Annotated in this window: 27 protein-coding genes; 7 read left to right on the forward strand and 20 right to left on the reverse strand. The window is 62.7% G+C overall.

What is annotated here, in order from left to right; genetic code table 11:
- The first annotated feature begins 201 nt into the window (after positions 1 to 201).
- The gene (locus tag NXC14_RS27845; protein WP_085781220.1) at positions 202 to 606 is read left to right on the forward strand and encodes a helix-turn-helix transcriptional regulator; all 405 of its coding nucleotides are present in this window, start codon (positions 202 to 204) and stop codon (positions 604 to 606) included.
- A gap of 41 nt (positions 607 to 647) precedes the next feature.
- Here the strand turns inward: NXC14_RS27845 and NXC14_RS27850 are convergent, their stop codons facing one another.
- The 13 genes from NXC14_RS27850 to NXC14_RS27905 form a co-directional block, all read right to left on the reverse strand.
- Positions 648 to 914: a hypothetical protein gene (locus NXC14_RS27850; RefSeq protein ID WP_003594963.1), complete on the reverse strand. Its 267-nt coding sequence runs from the start codon at positions 912 to 914 to the stop codon at positions 648 to 650.
- Between the two features lie 65 nt (positions 915 to 979).
- Positions 980 to 1,723 carry a TfuA-like protein gene (locus NXC14_RS27855; protein WP_085781221.1) on the reverse strand — a complete coding sequence of 248 codons (744 nt, stop codon included), beginning with the start codon at positions 1,721 to 1,723 and terminating at the stop codon, positions 980 to 982.
- The gene (locus tag NXC14_RS27860; RefSeq protein ID WP_085781222.1) at positions 1,720 to 2,982 is read right to left on the reverse strand and encodes a YcaO-like family protein; all 1,263 of its coding nucleotides are present in this window, start codon (positions 2,980 to 2,982) and stop codon (positions 1,720 to 1,722) included. The genes NXC14_RS27855 and NXC14_RS27860 overlap by 4 nt, the downstream gene beginning before the upstream one ends.
- Positions 2,983 to 2,997: 15 nt before the next feature.
- Positions 2,998 to 3,141 (reverse strand): hypothetical protein, encoded by a 144-nt coding sequence (locus NXC14_RS33205; protein ID WP_176536271.1) that lies wholly within the window; start codon positions 3,139 to 3,141, stop codon positions 2,998 to 3,000.
- A 103-nt stretch (positions 3,142 to 3,244) separates the two neighbouring features.
- Positions 3,245 to 5,200, reverse strand: coding sequence for a BTAD domain-containing putative transcriptional regulator (locus NXC14_RS27865; protein WP_085781223.1), 1,956 nt, complete (start codon positions 5,198 to 5,200; stop codon positions 3,245 to 3,247).
- A gap of 270 nt (positions 5,201 to 5,470) precedes the next feature.
- Entirely contained in the window at positions 5,471 to 6,337 is an 867-nt protein-coding gene (gene nadC / locus NXC14_RS27870) for a carboxylating nicotinate-nucleotide diphosphorylase (RefSeq protein WP_085781224.1), read from the reverse strand.
- A gap of 1 nt (position 6,338) precedes the next feature.
- A complete protein-coding gene (locus NXC14_RS27875; RefSeq protein WP_085781225.1) occupies positions 6,339 to 7,883 on the reverse strand; it encodes an L-aspartate oxidase in 1,545 nt (514 codons plus the stop codon).
- Positions 7,880 to 8,851: a quinolinate synthase NadA gene (gene nadA, locus NXC14_RS27880; protein WP_085781226.1), complete on the reverse strand. Its 972-nt coding sequence runs from the start codon at positions 8,849 to 8,851 to the stop codon at positions 7,880 to 7,882. The genes NXC14_RS27875 and nadA overlap by 4 nt, the downstream gene beginning before the upstream one ends.
- Before the next feature lie 69 nt (positions 8,852 to 8,920).
- A complete protein-coding gene (locus tag NXC14_RS27885) occupies positions 8,921 to 9,859 on the reverse strand; it encodes a hypothetical protein (RefSeq protein ID WP_198175572.1) in 939 nt (312 codons plus the stop codon).
- A gap of 88 nt (positions 9,860 to 9,947) precedes the next feature.
- On the reverse strand, positions 9,948 to 10,763 hold the full coding sequence (locus NXC14_RS27890) for a 3-methyl-2-oxobutanoate hydroxymethyltransferase (RefSeq protein ID WP_198175573.1): 816 nt from the start codon (positions 10,761 to 10,763) through the stop codon (positions 9,948 to 9,950).
- A gap of 26 nt (positions 10,764 to 10,789) precedes the next feature.
- Entirely contained in the window at positions 10,790 to 12,016 is a 1,227-nt protein-coding gene (locus NXC14_RS27895) for an FAD-dependent oxidoreductase (protein WP_085781229.1), read from the reverse strand.
- A gap of 11 nt (positions 12,017 to 12,027) precedes the next feature.
- Positions 12,028 to 12,342 (reverse strand): MocE family 2Fe-2S type ferredoxin, encoded by a 315-nt coding sequence (locus NXC14_RS27900; RefSeq protein ID WP_085781230.1) that lies wholly within the window; start codon positions 12,340 to 12,342, stop codon positions 12,028 to 12,030.
- A gap of 22 nt (positions 12,343 to 12,364) precedes the next feature.
- Positions 12,365 to 13,453: a fatty acid desaturase family protein gene (locus NXC14_RS27905; protein WP_085781231.1), complete on the reverse strand. Its 1,089-nt coding sequence runs from the start codon at positions 13,451 to 13,453 to the stop codon at positions 12,365 to 12,367.
- Between the two features lie 128 nt (positions 13,454 to 13,581).
- Here NXC14_RS27905 and NXC14_RS27910 point away from each other — a divergent pair, with 128 nt between their 5' ends.
- Positions 13,582 to 14,610, forward strand: coding sequence for a LacI family DNA-binding transcriptional regulator (locus NXC14_RS27910; RefSeq protein WP_085781298.1), 1,029 nt, complete (start codon positions 13,582 to 13,584; stop codon positions 14,608 to 14,610).
- A gap of 162 nt (positions 14,611 to 14,772) precedes the next feature.
- Positions 14,773 to 15,585: a TIM barrel protein gene (locus tag NXC14_RS27915; protein ID WP_085781232.1), complete on the forward strand. Its 813-nt coding sequence runs from the start codon at positions 14,773 to 14,775 to the stop codon at positions 15,583 to 15,585.
- Between the two features lie 58 nt (positions 15,586 to 15,643).
- On the opposite strand, the gene cobM is transcribed toward NXC14_RS27915, so the two are convergent.
- On the reverse strand, positions 15,644 to 16,402 hold the full coding sequence (cobM, locus tag NXC14_RS27920; RefSeq protein ID WP_085781233.1) for a precorrin-4 C(11)-methyltransferase: 759 nt from the start codon (positions 16,400 to 16,402) through the stop codon (positions 15,644 to 15,646).
- A 4-nt stretch (positions 16,403 to 16,406) separates the two neighbouring features.
- On the reverse strand, positions 16,407 to 17,639 hold the full coding sequence (cbiE, locus tag NXC14_RS27925; protein WP_085781234.1) for a precorrin-6y C5,15-methyltransferase (decarboxylating) subunit CbiE: 1,233 nt from the start codon (positions 17,637 to 17,639) through the stop codon (positions 16,407 to 16,409).
- Here cbiE and NXC14_RS27930 point away from each other — a divergent pair.
- Positions 17,638 to 18,408 carry a cobalt-precorrin-6A reductase gene (locus NXC14_RS27930; RefSeq protein WP_085781235.1) on the forward strand — a complete coding sequence of 257 codons (771 nt, stop codon included), beginning with the start codon at positions 17,638 to 17,640 and terminating at the stop codon, positions 18,406 to 18,408. The two genes, cbiE and NXC14_RS27930, sit on opposite strands and share 2 nt — an antisense overlap.
- On the opposite strand, the gene NXC14_RS27935 is transcribed toward NXC14_RS27930, so the two are convergent.
- The 5 genes from NXC14_RS27935 to cobF form a co-directional block, all read right to left on the reverse strand.
- Entirely contained in the window at positions 18,372 to 19,136 is a 765-nt protein-coding gene (locus NXC14_RS27935; protein WP_085781236.1) for a precorrin-3B C(17)-methyltransferase, read from the reverse strand. The two genes, NXC14_RS27930 and NXC14_RS27935, sit on opposite strands and share 37 nt — an antisense overlap.
- The gene (locus NXC14_RS27940) at positions 19,133 to 19,864 is read right to left on the reverse strand and encodes a precorrin-2 C(20)-methyltransferase (protein WP_085781237.1); all 732 of its coding nucleotides are present in this window, start codon (positions 19,862 to 19,864) and stop codon (positions 19,133 to 19,135) included. Before NXC14_RS27940 ends, NXC14_RS27935 begins: the two co-directional genes overlap by 4 nt.
- Positions 19,861 to 20,493: a precorrin-8X methylmutase gene (locus NXC14_RS27945; RefSeq protein ID WP_085781238.1), complete on the reverse strand. Its 633-nt coding sequence runs from the start codon at positions 20,491 to 20,493 to the stop codon at positions 19,861 to 19,863. Before NXC14_RS27945 ends, NXC14_RS27940 begins: the two co-directional genes overlap by 4 nt.
- Positions 20,494 to 20,495: 2 nt before the next feature.
- Entirely contained in the window at positions 20,496 to 21,875 is a 1,380-nt protein-coding gene (cobG, locus tag NXC14_RS27950; RefSeq protein WP_085781239.1) for a precorrin-3B synthase, read from the reverse strand.
- A gap of 63 nt (positions 21,876 to 21,938) precedes the next feature.
- Positions 21,939 to 22,703: a precorrin-6A synthase (deacetylating) gene (gene cobF / locus NXC14_RS27955; RefSeq protein ID WP_085781240.1), complete on the reverse strand. Its 765-nt coding sequence runs from the start codon at positions 22,701 to 22,703 to the stop codon at positions 21,939 to 21,941.
- 200 nt (positions 22,704 to 22,903) lie between these two features.
- On the opposite strand from cobF, the gene repA reads away from it, so the two are divergent.
- The 3 genes from repA to repC all read left to right on the forward strand — a co-directional run bounded on the left by repA (position 22,904) and on the right by repC (position 26,460).
- The gene (gene repA / locus NXC14_RS27965; RefSeq protein ID WP_085781242.1) at positions 22,904 to 24,100 is read left to right on the forward strand and encodes a plasmid partitioning protein RepA; all 1,197 of its coding nucleotides are present in this window, start codon (positions 22,904 to 22,906) and stop codon (positions 24,098 to 24,100) included.
- Positions 24,097 to 25,092 (forward strand): plasmid partitioning protein RepB, encoded by a 996-nt coding sequence (repB, locus tag NXC14_RS27970; protein ID WP_085781243.1) that lies wholly within the window; start codon positions 24,097 to 24,099, stop codon positions 25,090 to 25,092. The genes repA and repB overlap by 4 nt, the downstream gene beginning before the upstream one ends.
- A gap of 153 nt (positions 25,093 to 25,245) precedes the next feature.
- Positions 25,246 to 26,460, forward strand: coding sequence for a plasmid replication protein RepC (gene repC / locus NXC14_RS27975; RefSeq protein ID WP_085781244.1), 1,215 nt, complete (start codon positions 25,246 to 25,248; stop codon positions 26,458 to 26,460).

Here is a 26,460-nt window from a genome sequence, read left to right on the forward strand (position 1 = left end):
GGCACCCTGAAATCGGATGATGTAACCCCCCAAAAGTGCTACTTTGGCATGTTTTTTGCTGCTGCTAATATGAAGCGATGCGATGTTTCGGTTTGGGACGACTTTCAGCCAGACAATTGCTAGCTTTGTGTGTCTCAGTTAAAAGTGTCAGACACGGATATGGCGAATAACCTCATGTCCGTGTCCTCAGGAGGGAAACAAATGAAAGAAGAACCGCACGCAGTGGATGTTCATGTCGGAAAGACGATCCGCATACAGCGTCTGCTGCGCAAAGTTTCGCAGACGGAATTGGGCGATCGTGTCGGCGTAACGTTTCAGCAGATCCAGAAATACGAAAAAGGCTCCAACCGCGTTTCCGCCAGCATGCTGGTTGAAATCGCCGGCGCGCTGAACGTCGACGTCAGGACGTTCTTCGACGACCTCTCAACGCCCGAGACGGCTAACGACAACCCCGCTCCAAGCGAGGAATTCGTCATTTCGCGCGAGGGTGTGCTTCTGAATGCGGCGTTCTTCTCGATCAAAAACGAAGCTCTTCGCAAGAAGATCCTGAAGCTTGTTCAGGCAATCGCCCACACCGAACAGGTCGAGGGTGAAGCGGCCGAATAGGCCGGATCTCCTTCACGCGATTCTAACGGACGGCATGAAGGTCAATGGCGATCGATCAGGATTAGATTCTCGCTAGCGTCCTTCATTGCGATCTTGGCCTTGCTGCCGAGCAGTTTCTCGAGGTTGACGTCAAGTTCCCTGTCCGGATCTATGCCGTCCCAATCGATTACGACCTGCAGCAGTGCCATGTTCGTCAGGTGCATCAGATTACGCAGCTGAAGCTTTTCAGCCTCCTCCTTGGCTGCCGACAGCAGCCGGAAGATCCTTGCGTATTCGCTGCCTGTACCTTCGTTACGTTGTTCAAACATTGTTCCCGCCCCTTTGGCCGTGAAGCCTCAGATTCCATCACCCCTACATCATCTAGCCGAGACCGTTATTCAAGCGTTACAGGAGTCACGTTGCGGGTGACTTCGGCGTGCAAAAGCTCCCAATGCGAGGTTGCGGCAAAGCGCCAGTCACGGTTGACGGGTGCGAATTGCTCGCGGTGCAGCCACTCCAGCACTAGCCGCGCGTCGTCATGTTTGCGTTCGACCCTATTCTTGCGGAGAGCGGCGAGGAGGAGATCACGACGCGGCTTGCGGAAATGGCACTCGTCTACCACGCGCGCATAGGTGCGCTCGGAGAAATGCAGGAAGCGGCCGGCGAGCAGTAGTTTCTTGCGCTCGGCCGTGGAGATCTCGCCGCGGGCATGAAGCGCATCAACCGTGGGCTCGAAATCGACCCAGGGTACGGAAAGCGGGAGCCAGCCAAGCGCCTGCGGCGCATGCACAAGTGCGACGGCCTCATCGTCGAGCAGCCGACCGGACTCGTAATCCTCGAAGATCGAGCCGAGCCCGACCATGCCGAACGGAGCGCATTCTGCAGCCCGCAATGCGCCCATGCTGGCGCCGCCGGCTACGGCGACATCATGTTCGAGCGCGTAGAGAATTTCCTTGTGCCAGACCGATGGCAGCTCGCCGAAATAGCCGTCGACAAGGCCGATCGCGGTGGCGCCGTCTTCTACTGCCTTCAGGATGTCGCCGCGGGCGGCAGGCGGGCGGAAATCAATGCAGGGAGACATGTTTCTCGCTGCGGCAAGACCGCCACCAAGGCTCGGACCGACGAACAGAACCTTCATGACTGGGCTCCTCTCATGGTGTTGACGGCGCGCAGGCCGAGCTGGACGTACTGGCCTGATATATCGACCTCCAGGCCCGGCACGATCACCCTGACGACCGAGACTGGCAAAGTCGGATGGGCAAAGGGCACGGCGACGATCTGTTCGATCCCGCTCGCCACCAGCCGGTCGGCTATGTGGCGGATGGTCTCCTGGATCGTCGCCGCACGGCGATGGCGGTTCTGAAAGGCGCGCATCCGGCCGTCGCTCTCGCAGAGTTCGACCAGCTGCTGCATAGCCGCACTCCGATCGAGCCGCTGGTAGATGCGCGGCGAGAAATCGTCGCGGCTGCCGGCGATCGCCGTCAGCCGGCTCTGGGCCGCTTCGGTGATGGCGCGCAGTGCGGCGCGCACAGGATCGGGATGGCAGCCGCAGCCCCCGCAGACATGTGACCAGCGCGCATCGGCGCGGTCGGAAAGATTGCCAGGCATGATGACGGCCAGAAAAGCCGGAACGCCGATATCTGTGGTCATGTCGAGCAGCAGCAGCCGCATGCCGGCGCGTGTGATCCGGTCGGTCATGACGTCGATGACCGCATCGCCGAAGGAGGCGGGGTCGATGCGGCTCTCCTTCAGGCGCTGTGGTGATTTCAACTGGGTCAGAGCCCAGGCGTCGCGCTCGACCAGCTCGCAAAGTCCGTGCAGGACCGCTTCGGACGGCGCATTGCCGGAGGCAAGCCCATCGCTCGATTGCTCGAAGCCCGGCGGCCGCTCGCCGCGATGGTCGAGGCCGACAAGCCACCAGGGGACGAAGACGCTGCTGCCGGACAGAATGTCGAGGCCGGAGCACCAGGGGATGGGGTCACCGCCGATTTCATCGGGCGCGCATCGTGCGACGTTGTCGAGATCGATCATGGCGGCGCCTTCCGCCCGCATGCTCTCCACCGTCGCCTGCGTCAGGTCGGCGGGCGGAATTTCCGCGATCCGCGTCTCGATCGCCTCCATGGCGGCCGAGGCCATGGCGGCATCATTGTCGATGCCTTTGCCCTGGAAGACCGAAAGCGTGTGGCTGTTCGGCCTCGTCGCGAAGGCGACGGGGATATTCAGCACGTCGAGAGCGGTCAGCAGGCCGACGCGCGTGATGCCGAATTCGCGCAGATGCGGCCTGATGGCCGCAAGTGTCTGCGCCGGCGTGATTGCACGGTCGTGATAGTCGCTGACGCCAGCCGATGATCGTCTGAGATCATCGGCTAGCGTTTCAAGATCGGCGAAGGCGGACATACCGATCTCGCCCCTTTAGCGGAACTTCAGCGCATGGGTCAGGTTTTCGAGAGCATTTGCCGTAACATTGAGTTCGTCCTGCTTCATCGCAGCCTTGGCTGCGGCCGAGAAGCGCGGCTGGGAAGGCATTGCTGCATGGGTTTCAACAGTGGTTTTCATTGTCCATCTCCAATGGGATAGGCAGCCGGCTGCCGTTAACCATTGCAGAGGAACATTGTCTGCGTCATTTAACCGTTACAGGCTTCGTTAAAAGGCCATGCAATTAGGGAAGTCCGGCCAGTTGGAGGCCATGAATCAGCGTTTCCGTATAGCGGGGATCGCGGTCGGGAACGAAATGACGGATGTCCTCGCTGCGGAAATCCGGGAAATTTTCCAGGACGACGTTAGCGTATTTGCCGGCCTTTTTCATATCGCCCGCCATGGCGTGGGCGGCTGCCAGCAGTCGCGCGGTCGCCTGTTTCGACTGCACCGGCTCAAGCGCCTCGATCGCCTGATTATATTCGCCGCGGTCGAAGTGGATGCCGCCACGATTCCAGTAGTAATAATCCGGCGGCAGCGGATTGAGCTTGAATGCCGCATTGTTCAGATCCAGCGCCTTGTCAAAGTCGCCGTAGTGGCAAAGCGCGTCGGCGTAATCGGCGAGGATGTCGGCGTCGTTGGGATTGAGATCCTGGGCCTGCTGGAAATAGTCCAGGCTTTCGTCGAAACGGCGGCGGTACAGCGCCACGAAGCCGAGCTCGCGATAGGCCCGGCCGCTGTTCGGGTCGGACTGTTGCGCCAGCCGGGCGGCGCCATTCGCCTCGTCGAGCAGTTCGGTGTCCTGCATGCCGCGGATCAGCCATTCCATGCCGAGCGCACGCGACACGCCGGCATGGGCAGCCGAGAAATTCTCATAACGATTGAGCGAGGATCTGAACCATTTGCGCGCCTGGCGCAGATGCTGCAGATCGGTCTGGGCGATCAGCCGCTTGCCTTCGAGATAGAGACGGTAGGCGGATGGCGGCGCCTCGCCGATCGGCATCGCCAGCTCGTGGCGTTCGACGGTGTCGGCGAGCGAGGAGACGATGCGCCGTGTCAGATGCGCGAAGGATTCGCTGATCTTCTGCATGACCAGCGGCAGTTCCAGAGCCCAGATCACCTCCGATGTCGTCGTCCGCGTCAGACGGCAGGTCGCATAGACATCCTCCTCGCGGCCCTGGATGGTGACGTAAACCGCGTAATCGAAGCTGAGGTCGAGCGCACGGGGCACAGCTCGGGCCGGATCGACCGAACGGCTGAGGATTTCGAGGCTCGTATGGGCTGCGATCACCTTGAAGCCGCGCTGCTGGCTGAGGCCGATGGTCACGTCCTCAAGAAGGGCTCTGCCGACGCGCTCCATCAGCGGATCGGTGAAAATGCTTTCCGGCGGCAGGATGATGATCCGCGGCTGGCCGAGCAGATCGGCGAAAGCGCCGGGCGCTGGCGATGGACGTTCGGCGGCCGCGGGCTGAGCTGCCGGGATCAGGCCGAGTTCGCGGGCAAGCGCGGTGGTGCTTTCCTCCGGTTCGGTTTCGAACTCGTCCTTCAGCTGGCTCTTGCACTTCAGATAGGACTGCCGGGCCGCGGCCGGGTCGTTCATCCTGACATAAATGCGCATCAGGGCCCGATAGGCCGTCTCGCTGGCGGGGTCGAGCTCCAGCAGGCGACGGGCAAAGGCCACCTGCTCTTCGTCCGATCTGTCGTCAGCAGTTTCGACCAGCCGCGTCAGATGGGCGGCGCGCAGTTCATCGATACGCTGGCGTTCGAAGGTCAGCCAGTCCTCGGCGCCCTGCGTCGGCGACTTGGCGCCTTCTAGCAATTCGCCATTCAGAATGTCGCCGTCTTCGGCTGCGAGCGGCGCTTTCTGTTTGAGTATATGGATATCGACTTCCCAGCCGTCGGCAAGGCCAATATGGGTTCGGGTCGCTTTCAGCAGCGGCGGAAGGCCGGCGGGAATGCTTTGCTCGATGCGCGCCAGCAACTGGCGCAAACTGCCTGCGCGTTTTTCCGGCGCTTCCGATTGCCAGAGCTGCCGCCTGACGGTTTCCCGGTCGAGTTCGAGATCGGCTTCGGCGGCGAGCATGGCGAAAAGAAAATAAGACTTCTCCGGCAAAGGGAGTTCCCTCCCCGCTGCCAGCAATCGCGGTCTTCCGAGCAGGCAGAGCCTGTTCGTCGACATCTGTTCGGATGTCCGTTGCATCCCGCTTCTCACCCCTGAAGACCAGGCGCGCATGCACACCGGCCGCGCAGGAACATGTTAGAGCGTTAATTGGCCCGCGCATAGCGCAAAAAGAGGTTTTTACACCGAATATTTGCATTTTCTCACATGAGCCGGCCGGAAATGCTTGCCAACACTTTGCCCCCGGACCTGATTTGGCGCAGTTATTTCCGCTGCGGCCTCCATAGCCGCAACCAATAGCAAGCGAGCTTAATCGATCACAGTATTCGGTGCGATCTATTTGGTGCTGGTTTACGCCGCGCTGGCGGCCTCGACGAAATCGAGGCCGATATCCAGCACGGGCGCGCTGTGCGTTAGCCAACCGACCGAAATGAGGTCGACTCCGGAAGCGGCGATTGCCGCGGCCGTTGCCGGCGTCACCCGGCCCGAAGCCTCGGTGATCGCCCGCCCGGCGACGATGGCGACGGCCTCGCGCAGCTGATCCGGCGTCATATTGTCGAGCAGAACGGCATCGACACCGACCGCCATCGCTTCCTGCAGCTGATCGAGCCTGTCCACCTCGACCTCGATCTTTACCAGATGGCCGACGCCGGCCCGCGCCCGGCGGATCGCCTCGGCCACGCCGCCTGATATGGCCACGTGATTATCCTTGATCAGCACCGCGTCATAAAGCGCGAAACGGTGGTTCATGCCGCCGCCGGCCCGCACTGCATATTTCTCCAGCGCCCGCAGCCCGGGAGTCGTCTTGCGCGTGCAGGCGACTGAGGCCCTCGTGCCGCGGATAGCGGCGGCAATCCCGGCCGTGACGGTGGCGATGCCCGAGAGATGGCTGAGGAAATTCAGCGCGGTGCGCTCACCGGTCAAGAGTCCGCGCGAAGGGCCTTCGATGGTGGCGATGACGTCACCTGATTTGACCGCATCGCCGTCCTCGATGTGGCGGCGCATGACGATTTCGGGATCGACGAGCGTGAAGGCGAGGTCGGCCGCATCAAGGCCGGCGATCACGCCGGGCTGGCGGGCGGCCATCACCACCGTGGAGCGGTGATCCGAGGGAACGACCGACGCCGAGGTGATGTCGCCGGCAAGGCCGAGATCTTCGAGCAGGGCTGCCCGCACCAAGGGTTCAATAATCAGGCGCGGAAGGGGGGCTAGGCTCATGTCAGGCGCTCCTGGCAAGCGAATAGGGTGGTGTGGCGCGGGCAATCTCCAGCGCTTGGGAAAGGCGCATCCGGCGGCGCTGCGCATCGGCGAGCTTCAGGGGAAAATCGGTGCGGGCGTGGGCGCCACGCGATTCCATCCGCAGGCTGGCAAAGACGGCGACCAGCAATGCGACGATGGCCGGATCGGAGGCAGGACCGTCGGCATCGACAAGTGGCAGCAATGCGGCGATTGCACCGTGAAGGGCATCGGCATTGCGCAGCACGCCGAGATGACGCGAGACAGTCATGCGGATGGAGGATGCGTCGGCCGGCGCCGGTAGCTGTTCTGCGAGGATCGGGCCGGTGCGGTCTGCTGGCATGGCCGATATGTCGCGCGCCGCCCGCATGCCCATGACAGCTGCCTCGAGCAGCGAATTGCTGGCAAGTCGGTTCGCGCCGTGCAGACCGGTCGACGCGGCCTCGCCGGCGACCCAGAGGCCGGGAACCGAGCTGCGGCCATTGTCATCCGTCGCGACGCCGCCCATGTGGTAGTGAACGGCTGGGCGCACCGGCACGAGGTCTTTGGCCGGATCAATGCCGGCCTCGCCGCAAAGGGCTGATATGACGGGGAAGCGTGCGGCAAAGCGGCTGCCGAGCGCCTTGCGGGCATCGAGGAAGACGCGGCCGCCGCGGGCGATCTCGGCACTGATGGCACGCGCCACCACGTCGCGAGGCGCAAGTTCGGCGCCCGATATGCGGGCCATGAACCGTTCGCCGCGTTCGTTGACGAGCAAGGCCCCCTCGCCGCGCACCGCCTCGCTGACAAGCGCCAGGGGCCTGCGGCGTGAATCGAGCGCCGTCGGATGGAACTGCACGAATTCCATATCCGCAAGCTCGGCACCCGCCCTTGCCGCGAGCGCAATCCCCTGACCGACATTGCCCATCGGATTGGTGGTCGCATCATAAAGCCCGCCGATCCCGCCGGTGGCGAGCACGAGCCTCGCAGTCGGTAGGACGGCGGCCCCGCCGCTTGCGGTCGCGCAAAGCAGGCCGGCGACGCGCTCGCCGTCCATCAGAATACGCCGCGCCTCGAAGCCTTCGAGCATGGTGATGGCGGGCGTCCGCGCCACCGCCCGCACCAACGCTGCGATGATCGCCGCACCCGAGCCGTCGCCTTCGGCATGGACGATGCGGCGGCGACTATGGGCGGCCTCCAACCCGAGCGAGAGTTGTCCGGCGTCATCGCGGTCGAAGCGAACGCCGGCGCGCTCCAGTGCGGCAATGGCTGCCGCCGCCTCGGCGGTGATGCCCGCGGCAATGCTCCGGTCGCAGAGCCCGTCGCCGGCCGCAAGCGTATCGGCCAGATGCAGCGCGGCGCTGTCGTCGGCGCCGATGGCGGCGGCAATGCCGCCCTGTGCCCAGGCGCTCGAGGTCTCGGCACCGAGCGCGGCGCGTGTGACGATGACGGAAGGTTCCGGCGCCAGCGTCAGCGCCGTCATCAGCCCGGCAAGGCCGCTGCCGACGATGACGGTGCGGCCACTCAACTGTTCGAGGATCTCGGTCATATCGCCAGCATCCTCTCGACGGCGCGGCGGGCGGCCATGGCGATGGCCGGATCGACCGTCACTTCATGGCGATTTTCCTCAAGTGCGGCGCGGATATTGGCAAGCGTGATCCGCTTCATGTGGGGGCAGAGATTGCAGGGGCGGATGAACTCGACGTCAGGATGATGCACGGCGACGTTGTCGCTCATCGAGCATTCCGTCAGCAGTACCACTCGTGCCGGCTTCTGCCTGCCGACATAATCGGACATGACAGCGGTGGAGCCGGCGAAATCGGCCTCTGCCACCACGTCGGGCGGGCATTCCGGGTGGGCGAGCACCGTCACGCCGGGATGGTTTTCACGCAGCTGGCGGACATCGTCAGCGGTAAAGAGTTCGTGCACTTCGCAGTGTCCATGCCAGGCGACGATCTCGACATCGGTCTCGCGGGCGACGTTGCGGGCGAGATATTCGTCGGGGATCATCAGCACCTTCGGCACGCCGAGCGACTCCACTACCTGTTTGGCATTGCCCGAGGTGCAGCAGATGTCGGAGGCTGCCTTCACCGCGGCCGAGGTATTGACATAGGTGATGACGGGGACGCCGGGATGGGCTTGGCGCAGCAGCGCGATATCCTCAGGCGTGATCGAATCAGCCAGTGAACAGCCGGCGCCGAGATCGGGGATCAGCACCGTTTTTTCAGGATTGAGAAGCTTGGCGGTCTCGGCCATGAAATGCACGCCGGCCAGCACGATGACATCGGCATCGACCTCGATCGCCTTGCGGGCGAGCGCCAAGCTGTCGCCGACGATATCGGCCACGCCGTGAAAAATCTCGGGCGTCTGATAATTGTGGGCGAGAATGACGGCGTTGCGGCGGCGCTTGAGCTGGAGAATGACGTTGACGTCATCCTCGAACGACATCCATTCGGCTTTGGGAATTACGCGGCTGACGCGGTTGTAGAGTGAGGATGCGGAAACTGGATGATTCATGACCGGCTCCAAATTATGCTCGGTTTGAGCATATCTTGGACAAAGACATATTCTCGCTGTGAGCATATGTCAATTGCGGGAGAGCGGTAATTTCGTTCCTGCGAGCGCCCGTTCTTCGAGCACGGTGTGGCGGAAGCGGAAGAGCTTGGCCGGCCGGCCGCCGGTTTCGCTTTCCGTTCCACCGGTTTCCTCGACCAGTTCCTGCTGTTCGATGAGGCGGCGGAAATTCTGCTTGTGCAGCGTCAGTCCAGCCAGCGCCTCAATCGTGCGCTGCAGCCGCAGAAGCGTAAAACTCTCCGGCATGAGTTCGAAGACGACAGGGCGGTATTTGATTTTGGCCCGCAGCCGGGCGATCCCGGTCGCCAGAATGCGGCGGTGATCGGCAAACATCGCTCGCCCAAGATTGGCTTCCCCCCCGCATCCGGCTTCGGCCACAAGGCCGGCTTCATACAGCAGTTCGTAGCGCTGCAAGGCCAGATCCTCGTTCCAGCCGCCGCCGTCGAGCCCGAAGGTGAAGTCGGCGCGGCGATGGCGATGATCGCGGCGGGCCGGATCGGCATCTGCCCAGGTTTTGAGGCGTGCCACGATCTCGTCCAGCACGGCCGGCCGGCCCTGCCGATGGTCTTCCCAGGGAAAATAGTCGTACCAGCCGTGCCACCCCGGCCGGCCGGCGCCCGCCTGCTCGTTGACGAGGCCGAGATAGCTGATCGAGATCGTCCGCCCGCCAAGAATCTCGTTGTTCCGGTCGCGGTCGGCGAAGGTATAGAGTTGTTCGAGATAACCGACCGGGTGTTCGGTCTGCTCTTGCACCCATTCGCGCAGGCCCGATTGCAGGGTTCGATGGCCCATTTCGAACGGACCTGACGGCAGCGCATTGCCGGAGCGTATGGTCATGACGCGCGGCTCATCCCCCGTCACCGCGACGAGCACTGCAATCAGTTCCGCATGCGCAAAGCCGATCGTCACAGGGGGCCGAATACTCCGTTCTAAATGAATCGAACGGATCATTCCTGCCACAGGCGGCGACGGAAGCCAATGGAACTTTCCCCCTCTCCCCGCTGGGCCCCGCTGGGAAGCAGGGAGTCGCCGGTAAGCGTCAGCGCTTTCCTGTCTCGTTGGTCAACCGGTCGAGGAAAATCTTCAGTTCGGCCTCGTCGATACCGACGCAATGACGCTTTTCCGGATAGGCGCCGGTCCTGACATCCTCGGCGAATTCGGTGAAGGCGGCGATGCGTTCGCGCTGCAGGCTGTCATATTCAGCGGCGAAGTTGCGGTAGACCTTGGCATGACGCGGATAATGGTCGCGATTGGCGCCGAGCACATCGTCGGCGAAGAGATATTGGGCGTCGCAGCCGCTGCCTGCCCCCATGGAGATCATCAGCATCGAGGTCTTGCTGCTGATGGCGGCGGCGACATCCCCCGGCACGACTTCGATTTCGGCGGCGAAGGCGCCGGCCTCTTCCAGCGCCTTGGTCTGCCGCCAGATCTCGGCCGCACTTGCCGCCGTCTTGCCGACGGCGCGAAAGCCGCCCGTCCAGGTCGCTTTCGAGGGGATCAGCCCGAGATGGCCGCAGACGGGAATGCCCTCGTCGCGCAGGCGCCGAATCGTCTGCAGACTGGCGGCGCAATAGACGGCATCGCCGCCGGCCTTCAGCGCCGCGAATGCGGCGCGCAGATAATCTTCCGCCGAGACATGATCGCCATATTCGAGACCTGGAATGGCAAAGGGCGTGGGGGCGATCTCGCGGAAGACCGGACCGAGCAGCGACGGCGGCACCGAGACAATGTCGATCCCGGCCTTTTCGGCGGCTTCGGCCTCCTCGAGCGAGGTGACGCGCAGCATGGTCAGCTGGCGCTTGCCCCTTTCCGCAAGCAGATCGGCAACGGTTGCACGCTTATGTTTTTTCATCATCAATTCCTTTAAAAATATCGGGAGGCTCAGGCGGCCAGAAGGGATTTCAGCTTGATGTTGCTTGCTGCCAGCGCAGCAGGGTCTGGATGGGCGCCAGCCGCGATCAACATCTCAGCAAGTCTGATGTCACGCGCCACGGCGTTGCCCGGTCCGATGCCGCTGGCGGCGACCAACCGGCCATCGAGGTTGAGGTGAAAGAGAATGAAGGCGTCCGGGCCGAGGTCGCGACGCGGATGCAGCACCGCCCCTTCGGCGAGGCCCGCTATCTGCAGCGTCATGTCATATTGATCCGACCAGAACCACGGCACGGATGAAACGGGTTCGCCGAGGCCGAGCATGTTGGCTGCGGCCAGCGTGCCCTGCTCCTGGGCATTGCGCCAGGATTCGAGCCTTACCCGCCGGCCACCATAGACCGGCAGCGGAAAGGAGCAGCAGTCGCCGGCGGCAAAAACATCAGGCGCGGAGGTCCGCAGATAGGCGTCGACGGCAATGCCGTTTTCGATTGCAAGCCTCGCCCTTTCGGCGATGTCGACATTCGGCCGCGCGCCGATGCCGACCAGGGCGAGATCGGCCTCTACCACCTCGCCAGTCGATAGTTTGACGACGGCCTTCCCGCTTTCCTCGGTCAATGTCTCGATCGAGACGCCGCAGCGGATATCGACACCTTCGGCCCGGTGGCGTTCGGTGAGCAGATGGGCGATCTCCTCGGGCACACCGCGTTTCAGCACCCGCTCCAGCCCCTCGATAACCGTGACGTCGGCGCCAAGCAAGCGCGCCGTCGCGGCAAGCTCCAGCCCGATGAAGCCGCCGCCAATAATGGCGATATGCCGCCCCGGCTTCATGGCTTCGCGCAGGGCGGCCGCATCATCGTGGGTGCGAAGCGAACGAATATGCGGATTGCCTTCCGGGGCGCCGGGAAACGATCGGGCGGCCGCGCCCGTCGCCAGCAGAAGCTTGTCGTAGGAGAGCGTGGTGCCATCCGCAAGCATGACGGTCCGGGAGGCAGGATCGAAATCCCTGGCCTCAATGCCGGTCAGTAGCCGGATGGCGCTTTCGGCGTATTTTTCCGCAGCGGCGATGAATTTCGGATCGCCGGCATCGGCAGCAGACGCCTTGGAAAGGGGCGGTCGCTCATAGGGGTGAAGGGGTTCGGCGCCAACGAGCGTTATCTCGCCGGCAAAACCTTTTTCCCGCAGAGCGAAAGCGGCGCGGACACCGCATTCGCCCGCGCCGAGGATGACGAAATGAGCCACATCAGCCTCCCTCACACCGCGATGAAGACGGTGTCGCCTTCGACCTTTACCGGATAGGTCCTGAGATTGACGCAGACCGGCGCACCCTTGGCTTCGCCCGTCTTGTAGTTGAAGCGGCCGTTATGTTTCGGGCATTCGATGATTTCATCCATGACAAGCCCGTCGGCAAGATGGATATGTTCGTGTGTGCAGAGCCCGTCGGTGGCGAAGAATTCGTCGTCGGGGCTGCGGTAGACCGCGAAGGTGCGCCCGCCATGATCGAAGCGGATGACATCCTCTTCGTCGATCTCGTCCTTGCCGCAAACTTCGATCCAGTTTCCGCTCATCTTTCATTTTCCTCGATTGTGATTATTGCGCCGCCGGGGCGAGTTCGTTGTGGAATTCCTCGCGGTAGGGCCGCGCGGTGGCCGGCAGTTCCCGCTTCAAGAAATAATCCTCGTTGCGCAACTGGCGCAGGAAAGCCGGGATCATCTCGCGGTAGCCCGACCAGATCGATCGGTTCGGCGTCGGCAGATCGTGCTTGATCATTGCGTGCAGCCGGGGCAGCGCGTGATAGGGCACCATCGGGAACATGTGATGTTCGACGTGGTAGTTCATGTTCCAATAAATGAAACGGCTGATGGGGTTCATATAGACCGTGCGGCTGTTCAGCCGGTGATCGATGACGTTGTCAGCTAGGCCGCCATGCTGCAGGAGCCCGGTCAGCACGTGGTGCCAGGCGCCGTAGAGGCGCGGCAGGCCGATCAGCATCAGCGGCAGGATCGAGCCGGTGGCGACCGCGACGGCGATCGTCGCCAGATAGATTGCCAGCCAGATACGGGCGAAGCGGATCGCCTTCGGCTGCTCCATCTCCGGAATGAAGGTCTTTTCCGCCGCGCTGATGACGCCGAAGGCGTTGCGCAGCATATCGACCATCGCATGCCAGACATCGAGGATGCCGAAGAAATTAAGAACCAGCCGGAAGAGATCCGGCGGCCGCATGACGGCGATTTCCGGATCGCGGCCGACGATGACCGTATCGGTGTGGTGGCGCGTATGGCTCCAGCGCCAGGTCACCGGATTGCGCATGATCATGAAGCAGGCGATCTGGTAGACGGCATCGTTCATCCAGCGTGTTTTGAAGGCGGTGCCATGGCCGCATTCGTGCCAGCGGCTGTCGGAGGCTGAGCCATAGAGCACGCCATAGGCGAGAAAGAAGGGCAGCGCGATCCAGGAACCCCAAAAATAGATGCCGAGACCGGCAAAGACGACCATGCTGCCGAGCCAGATGGCGGTGTCACGGATCGCCGGCGCATTGGAGCGCTGCATCAGCGCCTTCATCTCCTTGCGCGGAATCTCCGTGTGATACCATTCGGCAGCCGCCAGTCCCGTCTCCACCGCGATGCGACCGCTTTCCCCGAGCAGGTCGTAGTCACGCTTCTTTGTCTGGCTCGCCATTATCCGCCTCCTATGCTGTTGCCGAGAGATTAGGTTGACTTTGGGCGACGCTCAATGCAGGCTTGATGTAATCTATCAAAAGCCATCATGCATGGCTCGCATCCATGAGCGAATACATCAGGGATACCATGCGCCGCCCCACCATCTCCGATCTCGCCCGCGCCTCCGGCGTCAGCGTCGCCACCGTCGACCGCGTTCTCAACGCCCGTCATCGTGTGCGGGAGGAAACGGCGCGGCGGGTCTACGATGCGGCGCAGGAGATCGGCTATCACGCCGTCGGCCTCATCCGGCAGCGCGTCTTCGAAGATTTGCCGCAATACAAGCTCGCCTTCCTGTTGCAGAAGCCGACGCAGGCCTTCTATCAGACCTTCGCCCGCGAAATCGAAACAGCGGCGCGCGCCGTCACCACCGCCCGTCTCCAAATCCAGATTGAATACCCGTCTGCGACGACCCCTGCCGCCATCAATGAGAAGATCAAATCGCTCGGCGCCCGCAATCAGGCCGTAGCCGTCGTCGGCCCGGACTATCCCGCGGTGACCACCGCGGTGGAGGAATTGAAGGAGCGCGGCATTCCCGTCTTCTCGCTGCTCTCCGATCTCGCCACCGGCGTGCGCGACGCCTATGTCGGGGTCAACAACCGCAAGGTGGGACGCACCGCCGCGTGGATGATTGCGCGCACGGCGCACAGGCCAGGCAAGGTCGCCTGTTTTGTCGGCAGTCACCGCTTCCACGGCCATGAACTGCGGGAGATCGGTTTCCGCTCCTATTTCCGGGAGAACGCGCCGGAATTCGATGTCGTCGAAACATTGATCAACCTGGAGACCGCCGAAATCACCCATGAGGCAACGCTGACGCTGCTGCAGAAACATCCCGACCTCGTCGGCCTTTATGTCTGCGGCGGCGGCATGGAGGGGGCAATTTCGGCGTTCCGTGAAGAAGGTGTCGGCGGCCGGATCGTGCTTGTCGTCAATGAGTTGACGCCGGAGAGCAAGGCCGGTCTCGCCGACGACATCGTCACCATGGTGGTCGCCACGCCCCTGCCCGCGCTCTGCAAGGAGCTTTTATCGCTGATGCTCGGCGCGATAGAGCATGGTGAGGCCGCCGTTCCCGGCCAATCCTTCCTGCCTTTCGATATCTACATTTCCGAGAATATCTGAGGAGTGATGGAATTCTCTCATCTCGGCTGAAATTCTTTCAGCAATGAGGGCGAGCGCCGGCGATGACGGATGGTTTGCCCGACAAATTGAGATAGAGATTCGCTCGCCCATTCACGAATACCGCTCCGCTTATGTCGCGGAGATGAGGAGGAGATATCCGTCATGACTTCGATCCGTTTTGCGCTGAACCATATGGCTGCGCCGTCCCTCGCAATCGATGATTTCTTCGCGCTGGCAAAGTCGCTCGGCATCGACTCGGTCGAGATCCGCAACGACCTTTCCGGCAATGCCATTCTCGACGGCACCAAGCCCGAAGCGATCAGAGAGGCCGCCGCCCGCCACGGCCTGACGATCATTTCGATCAACGCCCTGCAGCGCTTCAACGAATGGAATGAAACGCGCGCCAGGGAAGCGCAGGAATTGATCGACTATGCCAGCGCATCGGGCGCCAAGGCGCTCGTCCTCGTTCCGAAGAACGACGGCACAGGCTGCGCGGACGGCGAACGGCAGGCCAATCTGCGTGAGGCCTTGTCCGCACTGAAGCCGATGCTGGATAAGGCCGGCATTATCGGCCTCGTCGAGCCGCTCGGTTTCGAGATCTGCTCGCTGCGCTCAAAAACCGAGGCGGCCGAGGCGATCAAGGAACTCGGCGCGCAATCGACCTTCAAGCTCGTTCACGACACCTTCCACCAACACCTTGCCGGCGAAGCCGCAACCTTCCCCGAACTGGCCGGTCTCGTGCATATTTCCGGCGTCAGCGATCCCTCGGTTTCCGTTGCCGATATGCGTGACTCCCATCGCGTGCTCGTGGACGGCGACGACCGACTCGACAATGCCGGGCAGATCAAGGCGCTGCTGCAGGCGGGCTATAAGGGTCCGTTCTCCTTCGAACCCTTTGCTGCGGAAGTTCATGCGGTCAAGGACCCGGCCGCTGCGCTGCGCGCCAGCATGGATTATCTGACCACGCGGGTCTGAGGCCCGATGCACGCTTCTCTTCACGATCGGCCGCCGGCGAGCGGTCGATCGTAACCTACTATTCCCGGCTTCGGAATCGACGCTGATAGGCCGGATCATAGAGCGAGCTCTCGCGAAAATCTTCCGCCTCGAGCGACGGTCCGACGAAGATGATCGCCGTGCGTTCGATCGGTTCGGCCGCAACCTTTGCCTCGATATCGAACAGCGTACCGCGCAGGATGCGCTCATCCGCCCAGGAGGCCTTGACAACGATGACGACCGGGCAATCGGCGCCGTAGAGCGGCGTCAGTTCCTCCACGACCTGCTTCAGCGCATGGATTGCCAGATGGATCGCGAGTGTGGCGCCCGTCGCGCCGAATTTCGCCAGCGTCTCGTCGTTCGGCATCGGCGAGGCGCGGCCGGAAACGCGGGTGAGCACCAGGCTTTGGGCGACGGCCGGGATCGTCAGTTCTCGTCCGAGTGCCGCGGCCGCGGCCGCAAAGGCTGGAACGCCCGGTGTCATCGTATAGGCGATTCCGTGCTTCTGCAGCCGGCGCACCTGTTCGGCGACCGCGCTCCAGACGGAGAGGTCGCCGGAGTGCAGCCGGGCGACATCCTGGCCCGCGGCGGCAGCGCGCAGATATTCCGCCTCGATCTCATCGAGCGACATCGGGGCAGTATCGATAATGCGCGCCCCAGGAGGGCAATATTGCAGCAGTTCCGGCGAGACGATCGAGCCGGCATAGAGGCAGACCGGGCAGCGGGCCACGAGATCGCGGCCACGCACTGTGATCAGATCCGCGGCGCCCGGCCCCGCTCCAATGAAATGCACCGTCATCCCGCTATCCTTTCGTCCAGCGCCATTGCGTCACCGGCATCGCCGGCCGCCAGCCGCTCATGCTGCCGAGCGGCGCAGCGCGCGATATTTCGATCCGCGTGAGGGAGCCGCCGCGTTTGCCATGTTCGCAGATCAATGCCGCCTCCATGTCAAGCGTCACGCCATTGGCGACGAGCCGCCCTCCCCGCTTCAGCGCAGTGATGGCAGTGTCGATGACATCAGGTACGCTGCCGCCGCCGCCGAGGAAGATCGCATCCGGTTCCGGCAGGCCTCTCAGCGCATCGGGCGCTGAACCCTCGACAACGGCCAGATGCGGCACGCCGAGGGCAGTTGCGTTGCGGGCAATCCGCGCCGCCCGCTCGGGCGATTGCTCGACGGCGATCGTCTTCAGCGATGGATCGGCCAGCATCCATTCGATGCCGATCGATCCCGAGCCGGCGCCGATATCCCAGAGCAGTTCGCCGTGACGTGGCGCAAGCGCCGAAAGCGTCATCGCCCGGATTTCCCGTTTGGTGATCTGACCGTCATGCTCGAACAAATCGTCCTCGAGACCTGCGGCAAAAGGCAGGATGCGAGCCCCCTTCCCTGCCGTAACCTCGAGCGCGCAGACGTTCAGGGGATCGATGTCAGTGAGATCGAAATCCGACGCCACGGCGTGTCTCTGTCGTTCCCGCGCACCGCCCAACGCTTCGAGTACGGTAAGTCTCGACTGACCGAAGCCGCTGGCGACAAGCAAGGCAGCAAGCTCGCCGGGTCCATTTTCATCAGAGGTCAGAGCAATGATGCGCCGCCCGGGGTGCAGATGCGGTCGGACAAGGTCGATCGGGCGTCCATGCAGCGAGATCGTCGTCACGTCCTGCTGCGGCCAGCCGAGCCGGGAGGCGGCAAGGCTGAAGGCCGAAGGCGCGGGAATGACGCGCATCTCTTCCGCCGCGACACGGCGGCAGAGGGTTGCGCCGACTCCGTAGAGAAACGGATCGCCGGAGGCGAGCACGACGACAGGCGTGCCGCGCCGTTCAAGGACGGCATCGACCGAGCGCTCGAACGGGCTCTGCCAGGCAAGTTTTTCGCCCGATATCAGCGATGCGGCAAGCGCGTGGTGCCGCGTTCCGCCGAACACCGCCGGTGCGGTGGCGATCAGCCTCTTCGCCTCCTCGCCCAGCCCTGCTGGACCATCTTCGCCGATGCCGATAATAGTCAGCCAGCGCTTGCTGCAAGTGGGAAAGACATCAGACATGGGAAGACTTCGCATCCTGATTCTCGGCGGCACGAGCGAAGCGCGCCTGCTCGCCGAAGCGCTCGCGGCGCGTGATGATTGCGATATTCTGCTGTCGCTGGCAGGACGTACCGAGAAACCGGCCGAGCAGCCTGTTCCGGTCCGTATTGGTGGTTTCGGCGGTGCCATGGCGCTGGCCGACTTTTTGAAAGCCGGCGGCTACGGGCTGCTTATCGACGCCACGCACCCTTTCGCCGAACGAATTTCCGAAAATGCCGCCATCGCGGCCGCGGCCTCCCCTCTCGCTGCGATCGCTCTGCGTCGTCCGGAATGGCAACGCTTGCCGGGCGATCGCTGGCGGGAAGTGCAGAGCATCCCGGCAGCCATCGAGGCGCTCGGCCAATCTCCCCGCCATGTCTTCCTGGCGACGGGCCGGCAGGGCGCTCACCACGCAGAAGTGGCGCCGCAACATCAATATCTCATCCGCAGCGTCGACCCCGTCGAACGGCCGCTTAGGCTTGCGAATGCCGAATACATCCTCGATCGCGGCCCCTTCACGCTGGAAAGCGAATGCACTTTGCTGAGGCAGCATCATATCGACGTCGTCATTGCCAAGAACAGCGGCGGCACCGCCACCTATGCGAAGATCGAGGCGGCGCGCCTGCTCGGCATCGAGGTGATGATGGTGGCGCGCGCGCCGTCGCCGATCATCACATGGGTCGAAACCGTCGAGGCGGCGCTTGCGGCGGTCGATCACCTCTTTCCTCCCGCCATGAAACGCGGCGTGTAGACCAGGTCGGGCTTGCCGGAACGCGCGACGATTCGCGTTTCGGCGGAGCCGATGATGATGCAGGTCGCCATATCGGCGATCGATGCATCCGCTTGCGATAGCGGCTGCACCGCGATGTGCTCGTTTGCCCGCCCGGCCGCGCGCCCGAAAATCACCGGGGTTGTTGCCGGCAGATGGTCGCGCAGCAGCTTGAAAGCCTCGCCGAGTTGCCACGGCCGCGCCCGGCTGATCGGATTATAGAGCGCGATGACGAAGCCCGCCTTTGCCGCCAGTTCAAGCCGAGTTTCGATGATATTCCAAGGCTTTAGGTTATCTGATAGCGATATTGCGCAGAAATCGTGCCCAAGCGGCGCCCCGGCTCTTGCTGCCACCGCCAGCATCGCCGTGACGCCGGGAAGCACGGTAAGATCGACGGCGCGCCACGCCGCCGGCCCGTTCTCGATTGCCTCGCAGACGGCAGCGGCCATGGCGAAGACACCGGGATCGCCGCCGGAGACGATGCAGACGTTGGCGCCATCCGCTGCCATGGAAAGCGCCGCCCCTGCCCTGTCGAGCTCCTCGCGATTGTCCGACGCATGCCGCAGCTGATCGGAGCGGAGCTGCAGCCGTTCGAGATAAGGTCCGTAGCCGAAGAAATCCGTCGCCGCATCGACGGCGGCCAGCGCTTCCGGCGTCATCTGCTCGGGATTACCGGGACCGGTGCCGATGACGAAAAGCCTGCCACTCATCGGCTGCCCTCCCAGCCCGGCACCAGCACGAGCGAGAAATAGGGCGCATCGCCGTCGCTCCTGTCGGCAAGCCTTTCCATCGCCGCGTTCGCCATGGTGCCGCGCTCGACATAGAGGGCGTCCGCAAGCCGGCCGGCTGCCGAAAGCGCCCGGCGGATTTTCGGCAGATTGCGGCCGACCTTCATGATGACGGCAGCTTGGGTATCGACAAGGCGCCGCGTCAGTTCGCCTTCGGCCATCGTACCGGGCAGTACGGAAAGCACGTCGTCGCCCTGGACGATCGGCATGCCGGCCAGCGACCAGCAGCCCGACATGGCGCTGATGCCGGGGATCACTTCAGTGGGGTAGTGCGTGGAAAGCCTGACGTGCAGGTGCATATAGGAGCCGTAGAAGAGCGGGTCGCCTTCGCTGAGAACGGCGACGGTCCGCCCGGCGTCGAGATGCCCGACAATGTCTCTTGCAGATCGGTCGTAGAACTCGGTGATCAGGCTCTGATAGCGTTCGTCATTCTTGTCGATCTCGGTGGTGACGGGATAGTAGAGCGGCAGCAGAGTGACCCAAGGTTTCAGCAGCGGCTCAACGATCGCCTTGCCGTTACCGCCCCTGCCCTGCTTGGCAAAGTAAGCGATGACATCCGCGCGTTCGATGGCGCGCACGGCCTTGAGGGTCAGAAGCTCGGGATCGCCGGGACCCGTGCCGACGCCGATGAGACGGCCTGGTGTCGTCATAGGCCCGGCCTTGCCAGCGCATTGATGGCGGCAGCCGTCACGGCGCTGCCGCCGAGCCGGCCTCGCACGATGGCGAAGGGAACGCCATAGGAATTTTCTGCCAGCGCATCCTTCGATTCGGCTGCGCCGACGAACCCGACGGGCATGCCGAGGATCGCCGCGGGTTTCGGCGCGCCGTCGCGCAGGAGTTCGAGCAGATGAAAGAGCGCGGTCGGGGCGTTACCGATCGCGACGATGCTCCCGCCGAGCCGATCGAGCCAGAGATGCATGGCGGCGGCCGAGCGTGTATTGCCGATCTCGCGTGCGAGCTCCGGCGTTGCGGGATCGCGCAACGTGCAGACCACCTCGTTCAGCGCCGGCAGCCGCGCCCGTGTGACGCCATGCGACACCATTTCCGCATCGCAGAAGATCGGCGCGCCGGCCTTCAGCGCATCGCGTGCGGTGCTGACGAAATCGGTGGAAAAGAGGAAATTCTTCGCCGCTTCCACCAGGCCGCAAGCATGAATCATGCGAACGGCAATTTCAGCCTCGTCTTCGGTGAAAAGCGAAAGATCGGCCTCGGCGCGGATGATCGCAAAGGAACGCTCGTAGATCGCGTCGCCGCTGCGGATGTAATCGTAGTCTGGCATTCTTATTCCTGTCGCGGCGCCTTCGAAACGCCGGTTGCGCCAAGCCGTGTAAGGCAGGCGGCGGCCGATTCGCCAGCGTTCCTGTTGTCTTCGATGAACCGGGCGAGCCTCTCTATAGCGAAATCGATCCGACTGCCAGCGATCCGTTCATCCGGCAGATCTGAAGCAAGCCCGTTGAGAATGAGACCGAAACCATCCGCCGATCCGGTCAGCGTCAGCGCCGGCCCGGCATGGGCGCAGCCTTTCGAACAGCCGGAGAGATGGAACGTCAGAGATCCGTCGAAGAGAACGGGTGCTGCGGTAATGAGGCGGTGCGCCAGGGCTCTCGTCTCGTAAAAAGCGGAGCCGCAGGCGCCGGCGCCGGCGCAGGCCGCGACATATTCGCTTTTCTCGCCGGGTTGCACGGTGAAGCCATGTTTGCTCGAAGTTATCTGCAGAGCAGGCGCGGCCCCTGCCGGAAAGCCGGTGAAGAAGAAGCCGCGGCCGGGCGCAAGTCGGATAGCTGTTGCGCCGTGAGCTGTTGCGTCGTCGAGCAGGGCGGTCAAATCGGGGGCCCGCATCTGGCCGAATTCCGGCCGCACACCAAGCACGTGTTTTCCGTCCTTCAGCCGGTGCAAGCCGGAAAGCGGCGTCTGTTTTTGATGTGACGGAAGAAATCGGATGATGTCCATAGCGGGAAAGCGCGCTCGCAGAAGGGCCGGATCGATATCCCTCGCTCGCAGGCTCTGCCTGACCGCCAGCAGATCGAAAATTTCGCCAACGGCCGATATCGCCGCTTCTGCTGCACCCTTCGCCACAGGCGTTGCCGTCTCGTCATCGCCGTTGATCGCTACGAGCCATTGTGCGCCGGGCTGTGCGACGATACGGATATCGGCCGAGAGCGCCGACAAACCGAACGCTCCGCCGCCGTCGATAATGAGGGAGAGTTTTGGCGCGAGCCGCGGCGAGGCGAGCAGCTGTGCGAGCTTGCTGCGCAAGGTCTTTTCCAGTGCTGCTGGATCGCCTGTCTCCTCAGGATCGATACCGTGCAGTGGCGATATTTCGATTGCCGGACCGTCCGGCACGGCGATCCCGGCGGCATCGATATCGGCGGCGAGCCGCTTGACGGTTTCAGCCCGCAGTCCGCGGATCTGCAGGTTGCCGCGGGCGGTGATTTCCAAGATGCCGTTTCCATGCTCTGCAGCCGAGCGGGCAAGCGCTGAGAATTGCGCTAGCGTCAAGGCGCCACCGGCCGGACGCAACCTTACGAGCAAACCATCGCCGGTCGGCATCGGTGCGGCAAGGGCCGGGCAGGCGCCGCGCGGGCGTGGCTTCGCCGTCGGCCGATCATCGAGATCCGCCTCGCCTGTCCTGTCGATTGCCTTGGCGGCCTTCGTGCCCATTCTCAATCCTCTGATCATCTCTTACATGATCGCGGCCGGTGCGGCAAAACATGACGGCGCCGGCTATTCCTCGAAGTCGCGTCCCTTACGCAGCAGATATATGTCCATGATCCAGCCGTGCCGCTGTCTCGCCTCGGAACGCAGCGCCTGAATATCGGCGGCGATGTCTGCGAGCCGTCCCGACCGGATGATCTCGTCCCCGGTGCCGAGATAGGCGCCCCAGAAGATCTCTGCGTCTGGATCGTCGATCTTCGTAAAGGCCTGTTCGCCATCGAGCATGACGACCGTTGAAGCAGCCTGGAGCCCGTCGCGCGCTAGCCTGCGCCCGGTGGTGATCTCAACCGGCTTGCCGACGAGGTTGAGCGGGATTTTGTGGCTGGCCGCCAGGGCCTGGATGCTGGTGATGCCGGGAACGACGCTGAAGTCGAAATCCAGGCCGGCGGCCTGCCGCACGCGTTCGATGATGCGGATCGTGCTGTCGTAGAGGCTGGGATCACCCCAGACGAGAAAGGCGCCGCTGCCTTCATCGGGGAGGCTGGAGATCAGCTGTAGATAGATGCGGGCGATTTCGCCATGCCATGCGTCGACGCTTTCCGCATAGGTTCTCTCTGCTGTCTGCCGTTGCGGCACCTCGAATTCCGATATCCTGACGCCTGGCCGGGTGATGTAGCGCTCGCAGATGTCACGCCGAACCGCGGCGAGCTCTTCCTTGCCTGCGCCCTTGACCGGTAGGAAGATCGCATCGGCGGCGTTCATCGCCTTGATCGCTTGCATGGTGAGATGCTCCGGGTTGCCCGTGCCGATGCCGATGATAAGGATGTGCCTCAAGCCGATACTCCCGTGGTTCCTGGCGGTCTTGCCGAAAAAGCCGGCTCGCTGCAAGGGCAGAGCAGCGAGTTGGCCGCGGCCAACCGAGCCTGTGGACGCGCCGGAGCCCTATTCTTGCTGCAAATGCCGAATCGTGTCACTTTCGATACGCTTTTTGACGCTATGTTGACAGAAAAGCGCATCGAAAAGGATTGGGTGTTTTGGACAACATTAGCGTATCGACGACGGACGTGCGGATCGAGCGGCATGCGAACCAGCTTTCGCGCCAACTGAAGCTTCTCCGCGACAAGCTGTTTCCGCCGCTTGCGCAGAAGACGCTGCGCACATTTTCTTCCGGCGAAGCCGCCCAGATGATCGGCGTTTCCGATGGTTATCTTCGCCAGCTTTCGCTGGATGGCAAGGGGCCGCAGCCGGAGCTTTCCTCAAATGGTCGACGCTCCTATACGCTCGGGCAGATCAATGAATTGCGCCACTACATGGCGAACCTCAAGCCGAAGGACGCGCTGAGTTATCTCCCGTGGCGTCGCCCCGGCGAAAAGCTGCAGACGGTCGCCGTCACCAATTTCAAGGGTGGTTCGGCCAAGACGACGACGACACTCTATCTGGCGCAATATCTGGCGCTGGAGGGCTACCGGGTACTGGCGATCGATCTCGACCCGCAGGCCTCGCTCTCCTCCATGCTGGGCGTTCAGCCGGAATTCGATCTTTCCGACGGCGATACACTTTATGGTGCCATTCGCTACGATGCGGCTCGTAAGCCGCTGAAGGAGATCGTCCGCAAGACCTATTTCGACGGACTCGATCTGGTGCCCGGCAATCTCGAACTGATGGAGTTCGAGCATGAGACGCCGCGGGCGCTCAATGATCGCCAGAAGCCGGCCGAGCTGTTTTTCCGCCGCGTCGGCGTCGCGATTGCCGAGGTCGAGGCCGATTACGACGTGGTGGTGATCGACTGCCCGCCGCAGCTCGGCTACCTCACCCTCGGTGCCGTTTGCGCTGCCACGTCGCTGCTCATCACCATCCATCCGCAGATGGTCGATGTCGCCTCCATGTCGCAGTTCCTGTTGATGACCTCGGATCTTCTCTCTGTGGTTCGCAGGGCCGGCGGCGACCTGCAGCACGACTTCATCAAATATGTCGTCACCCGCCACGAACCCTTTGATGCGCCGCAGTCGCAGATCGTCGCGCTGCTGCGCAGCCTCTTCGGTGACGACGTGCTGACGGCAACCATCCTCAAATCGACAGCAATCGCAGATGCCGGGCTGACGAAGCAGACGCTTTACGAAATTGAGAAGGGGCAGGTGCGCCGCTCGACGTATGACCGGGCACTGGAATCAGTCAACGCTGCCAATGGCGAGGTTCTTGCCGGCATTCACAAAGCCTGGGGCCGCACATGAGTAGACGCGATCGCCTAAAAGGTCTTTTCGACGATACGGCGCAGGAGTTGGCCGCGGCCAACTACGAGGAGCCGTCTTCGCGCGGATCGGCCGGGCCGGTGCGGACAATGGCGCTGACCCTCGGCCGCATGGAGGAAGAGAGCAGGGCGATGCAGGAAGCTTTGCTCTCCGGCGAGCGCATCGTAGAACTCGATCCCGATCTGATCGATTCTTCCTTCGTCCGCGACCGCCTTGCCGACCAGCCGCTCGATCTTGAGGACGAGCTGGTGCAGTCGATTGCCGACAATGGCCAGGAAGTGCCGATCCTTGTTCGGCGACATCCCGAAGTCGGCGAGCGTTACCAGATCGCCTACGGCCATCGCCGGCTGCAGGCCGTCAAGCTGCTCGGACGCAAGGTGCAGGCGATCGTCCGTCAGCTCGACGACACCGATGTCGTTATTGCGCAGGGCATCGAGAATTCTGCGCGCCGGAACCTTTCCTATATCGAACGCGCCGTCTTCGCTCTCAATCTCGAGCTCAAGGGTTTTGAGCGTCCTGTCATCATGAAGGCGCTGTCTACAGACAAGACGGAGCTATCGAAGCTGTTGTCGGTCGCCAAGGCCATTCCGGCCGAAATCATCAGGTCGGTGGGGGCCGCGCCCGGTATCGGACGACGCAAGTGGATGGCGCTTGCCCAAGACTGGAATGGGACGGCGGCGCCGCGGCTTGCGAAGCTTATCGCCTCGGATGGGTTCAGGGCGGAGGAGAGCGACCGCCGATTCGAGCTTCTGGTCGCCGAACTCGCCAGGAAAGAGGCGAAGCCGGAGCCCTCCGAATATGACTGGAAGCCGAAGAACGGCGGCAAGATTGCCGGCCGAATCAGACGCGCCGGCAATTCCTTCACGATCGCGTTGAAAACAGGCGATGCGCCGGATTTCGGCGCTTACATTTCACGCCGTCTCGATGAGCTTTACGAAGCCTATCAGGCCGGCAAGTTGCAAGCAGGAGAGTAGGCCGCAAAAGAAAAAAGCCTCCGAACGTTGCCGTCGCGGAAGCCTTTCTCATATCTGGACAATCTGAGAATCGCACTTCCTCGAATCAGTGTCAAGCATCTTCGGCATCCTTTTGGGTGGTAGATTTCTTTTGCCTTGAAAAAGGTGAAGGACATGGAGCCTCAATATGTATCGACGCCCTTCGGGCGGCGATCGATGACGCTTGGCATGCTGGCAAGTCAGGAAAGCGCCAGCAGGATCGATGCGGACGCATCGGTCGACAAATGGAAGATCTTTCGCGCGCTCTGCGAAGCAAAGAGCATGATCGGCGTGTCCGACCGTGCGCTTGCCGTTCTCAACGCGCTGTTGACCTTCTATCCGAAGAACGAGATTGCCGAGGCCAACGGTTTCGTCGTCTTTCCGTCGAATGAGCAGTTGTCGCTGCGCACCCATGGCATGGCCGGAACGACGCTGCGGCGAAATCTGGCGATGCTGGTGGAGGCAGGCCTGATCATCCGGCGCGACAGTCCGAACGGAAAACGTTTTGCCCGCCGCAACGGCGAGGGCGGGCTTGGGGAAGCCTTCGGCTTCAGCCTGGCGCCACTCCTCGTGCGCGCTCGCGAGATCGAAGCCCAGGCAGCGCAGGTGCTTGCCGACAAGCTTGAATGGAAGCGTCTGAGGGAGCGGCTGAGCCTTTGCCGGCGTGATATCGCCAAGCTCATCGAGATCGCGCTGGAAGAGGAAATTGCCGGCGAATGGATCGAGATGCAGCAGCATTTCAATCACCTCTCGGCAAGCCTGCCGCGCCGTCCATCGACCGCGGATATCCGGAGCCTGCTGACCGATCTCGAAGGCTTCCGCGAACTGATCGTCAAGACGCTGGAATCGAAGACAAAAGTAGAAAAAACAGACGCCAATGACAGCCAAAACGGTCGGCACATACATAATTCAAACCCACATCCCATCTCTGAACTTGAACCAAGCTTCGAACCGAAGCAGGGCGCAAAGCCGGAGGAAGAACCGCGGCCGCGGCGGGAGCCACCGAAATCCTTCCCCCTTGCCATGGTGCTGCAGGCTTGCCCCGAGATTGTTGCCTATGGGCCGGGTGGCAGGATCGGCAGCTGGCGGGATTTGATGGTCGCCGCCGTCGTCGTCCGTTCCACTCTCGGCGTCAGTCCCAGCGCCTACCAGCAGGCCTGCGATGTTATGGGGCCGGAAAATGCTGCCACGGTAATCGCCTGCATTCTCGAACGCGGCGGCCATATCAATTCGGCGGGCGGCTATCTGCGTGATCTGACGCGGCGGGCGGAGCGCGGTGAATTCTCGCTCGGTCCGATGCTGATGGCGTTGATGCGGGCCAATGGTCCGATGGCGAGAAAAACCGGATGA

The sequence above is a fragment of the Rhizobium sp. NXC14 genome, from assembly GCF_002117485.1.
In the GTDB taxonomy this organism is placed as follows: domain Bacteria; phylum Pseudomonadota; class Alphaproteobacteria; order Rhizobiales; family Rhizobiaceae; genus Rhizobium.

Excerpts from the sequence above, each read along its gene's own strand:
- NXC14_RS27845 (WP_085781220.1), top strand. The coding sequence starts at position 202 with ATGAAAGAAGAACCGCACGCAGTGGATGTTCATGTCGGAAAGACGATC.
- NXC14_RS27850 (WP_003594963.1), bottom strand. The coding sequence starts at position 914 with ATGTTTGAACAACGTAACGAAGGTACAGGCAGCGAATACGCAAGGATC.
- NXC14_RS27855 (WP_085781221.1), bottom strand. The coding sequence starts at position 1,723 with ATGAAGGTTCTGTTCGTCGGTCCGAGCCTTGGTGGCGGTCTTGCCGCA.
- NXC14_RS27860 (WP_085781222.1), bottom strand. The coding sequence starts at position 2,982 with ATGTCCGCCTTCGCCGATCTTGAAACGCTAGCCGATGATCTCAGACGA.
- NXC14_RS33205 (WP_176536271.1), bottom strand. The coding sequence starts at position 3,141 with ATGAAAACCACTGTTGAAACCCATGCAGCAATGCCTTCCCAGCCGCGC.
- NXC14_RS27865 (WP_085781223.1), bottom strand. The coding sequence starts at position 5,200 with ATGCAACGGACATCCGAACAGATGTCGACGAACAGGCTCTGCCTGCTC.
- nadC (WP_085781224.1), bottom strand. The coding sequence starts at position 6,337 with ATGAGCCTAGCCCCCCTTCCGCGCCTGATTATTGAACCCTTGGTGCGG.
- NXC14_RS27875 (WP_085781225.1), bottom strand. The coding sequence starts at position 7,883 with ATGACCGAGATCCTCGAACAGTTGAGTGGCCGCACCGTCATCGTCGGC.
- nadA (WP_085781226.1), bottom strand. The coding sequence starts at position 8,851 with ATGAATCATCCAGTTTCCGCATCCTCACTCTACAACCGCGTCAGCCGC.
- NXC14_RS27885 (WP_198175572.1), bottom strand. The coding sequence starts at position 9,859 with ATGATCCGTTCGATTCATTTAGAACGGAGTATTCGGCCCCCTGTGACG.
- NXC14_RS27890 (WP_198175573.1), bottom strand. The coding sequence starts at position 10,763 with ATGATGAAAAAACATAAGCGTGCAACCGTTGCCGATCTGCTTGCGGAA.
- NXC14_RS27900 (WP_085781230.1), bottom strand. The coding sequence starts at position 12,342 with ATGAGCGGAAACTGGATCGAAGTTTGCGGCAAGGACGAGATCGACGAA.
- NXC14_RS27905 (WP_085781231.1), bottom strand. The coding sequence starts at position 13,453 with ATGGCGAGCCAGACAAAGAAGCGTGACTACGACCTGCTCGGGGAAAGC.
- NXC14_RS27910 (WP_085781298.1), top strand. The coding sequence starts at position 13,582 with ATGCGCCGCCCCACCATCTCCGATCTCGCCCGCGCCTCCGGCGTCAGC.
- NXC14_RS27915 (WP_085781232.1), top strand. The coding sequence starts at position 14,773 with ATGACTTCGATCCGTTTTGCGCTGAACCATATGGCTGCGCCGTCCCTC.
- cobM (WP_085781233.1), bottom strand. The coding sequence starts at position 16,402 with ATGACGGTGCATTTCATTGGAGCGGGGCCGGGCGCCGCGGATCTGATC.
- NXC14_RS27930 (WP_085781235.1), top strand. The coding sequence starts at position 17,638 with ATGGGAAGACTTCGCATCCTGATTCTCGGCGGCACGAGCGAAGCGCGC.
- cbiE (WP_085781234.1), bottom strand. The coding sequence starts at position 17,639 with ATGTCTGATGTCTTTCCCACTTGCAGCAAGCGCTGGCTGACTATTATC.
- NXC14_RS27935 (WP_085781236.1), bottom strand. The coding sequence starts at position 19,136 with ATGAGTGGCAGGCTTTTCGTCATCGGCACCGGTCCCGGTAATCCCGAG.
- NXC14_RS27940 (WP_085781237.1), bottom strand. The coding sequence starts at position 19,864 with ATGACGACACCAGGCCGTCTCATCGGCGTCGGCACGGGTCCCGGCGAT.
- NXC14_RS27945 (WP_085781238.1), bottom strand. The coding sequence starts at position 20,493 with ATGCCAGACTACGATTACATCCGCAGCGGCGACGCGATCTACGAGCGT.
- cobG (WP_085781239.1), bottom strand. The coding sequence starts at position 21,875 with ATGGGCACGAAGGCCGCCAAGGCAATCGACAGGACAGGCGAGGCGGAT.
- repB (WP_085781243.1), top strand. The coding sequence starts at position 24,097 with ATGAGTAGACGCGATCGCCTAAAAGGTCTTTTCGACGATACGGCGCAG.
- repC (WP_085781244.1), top strand. The coding sequence starts at position 25,246 with ATGGAGCCTCAATATGTATCGACGCCCTTCGGGCGGCGATCGATGACG.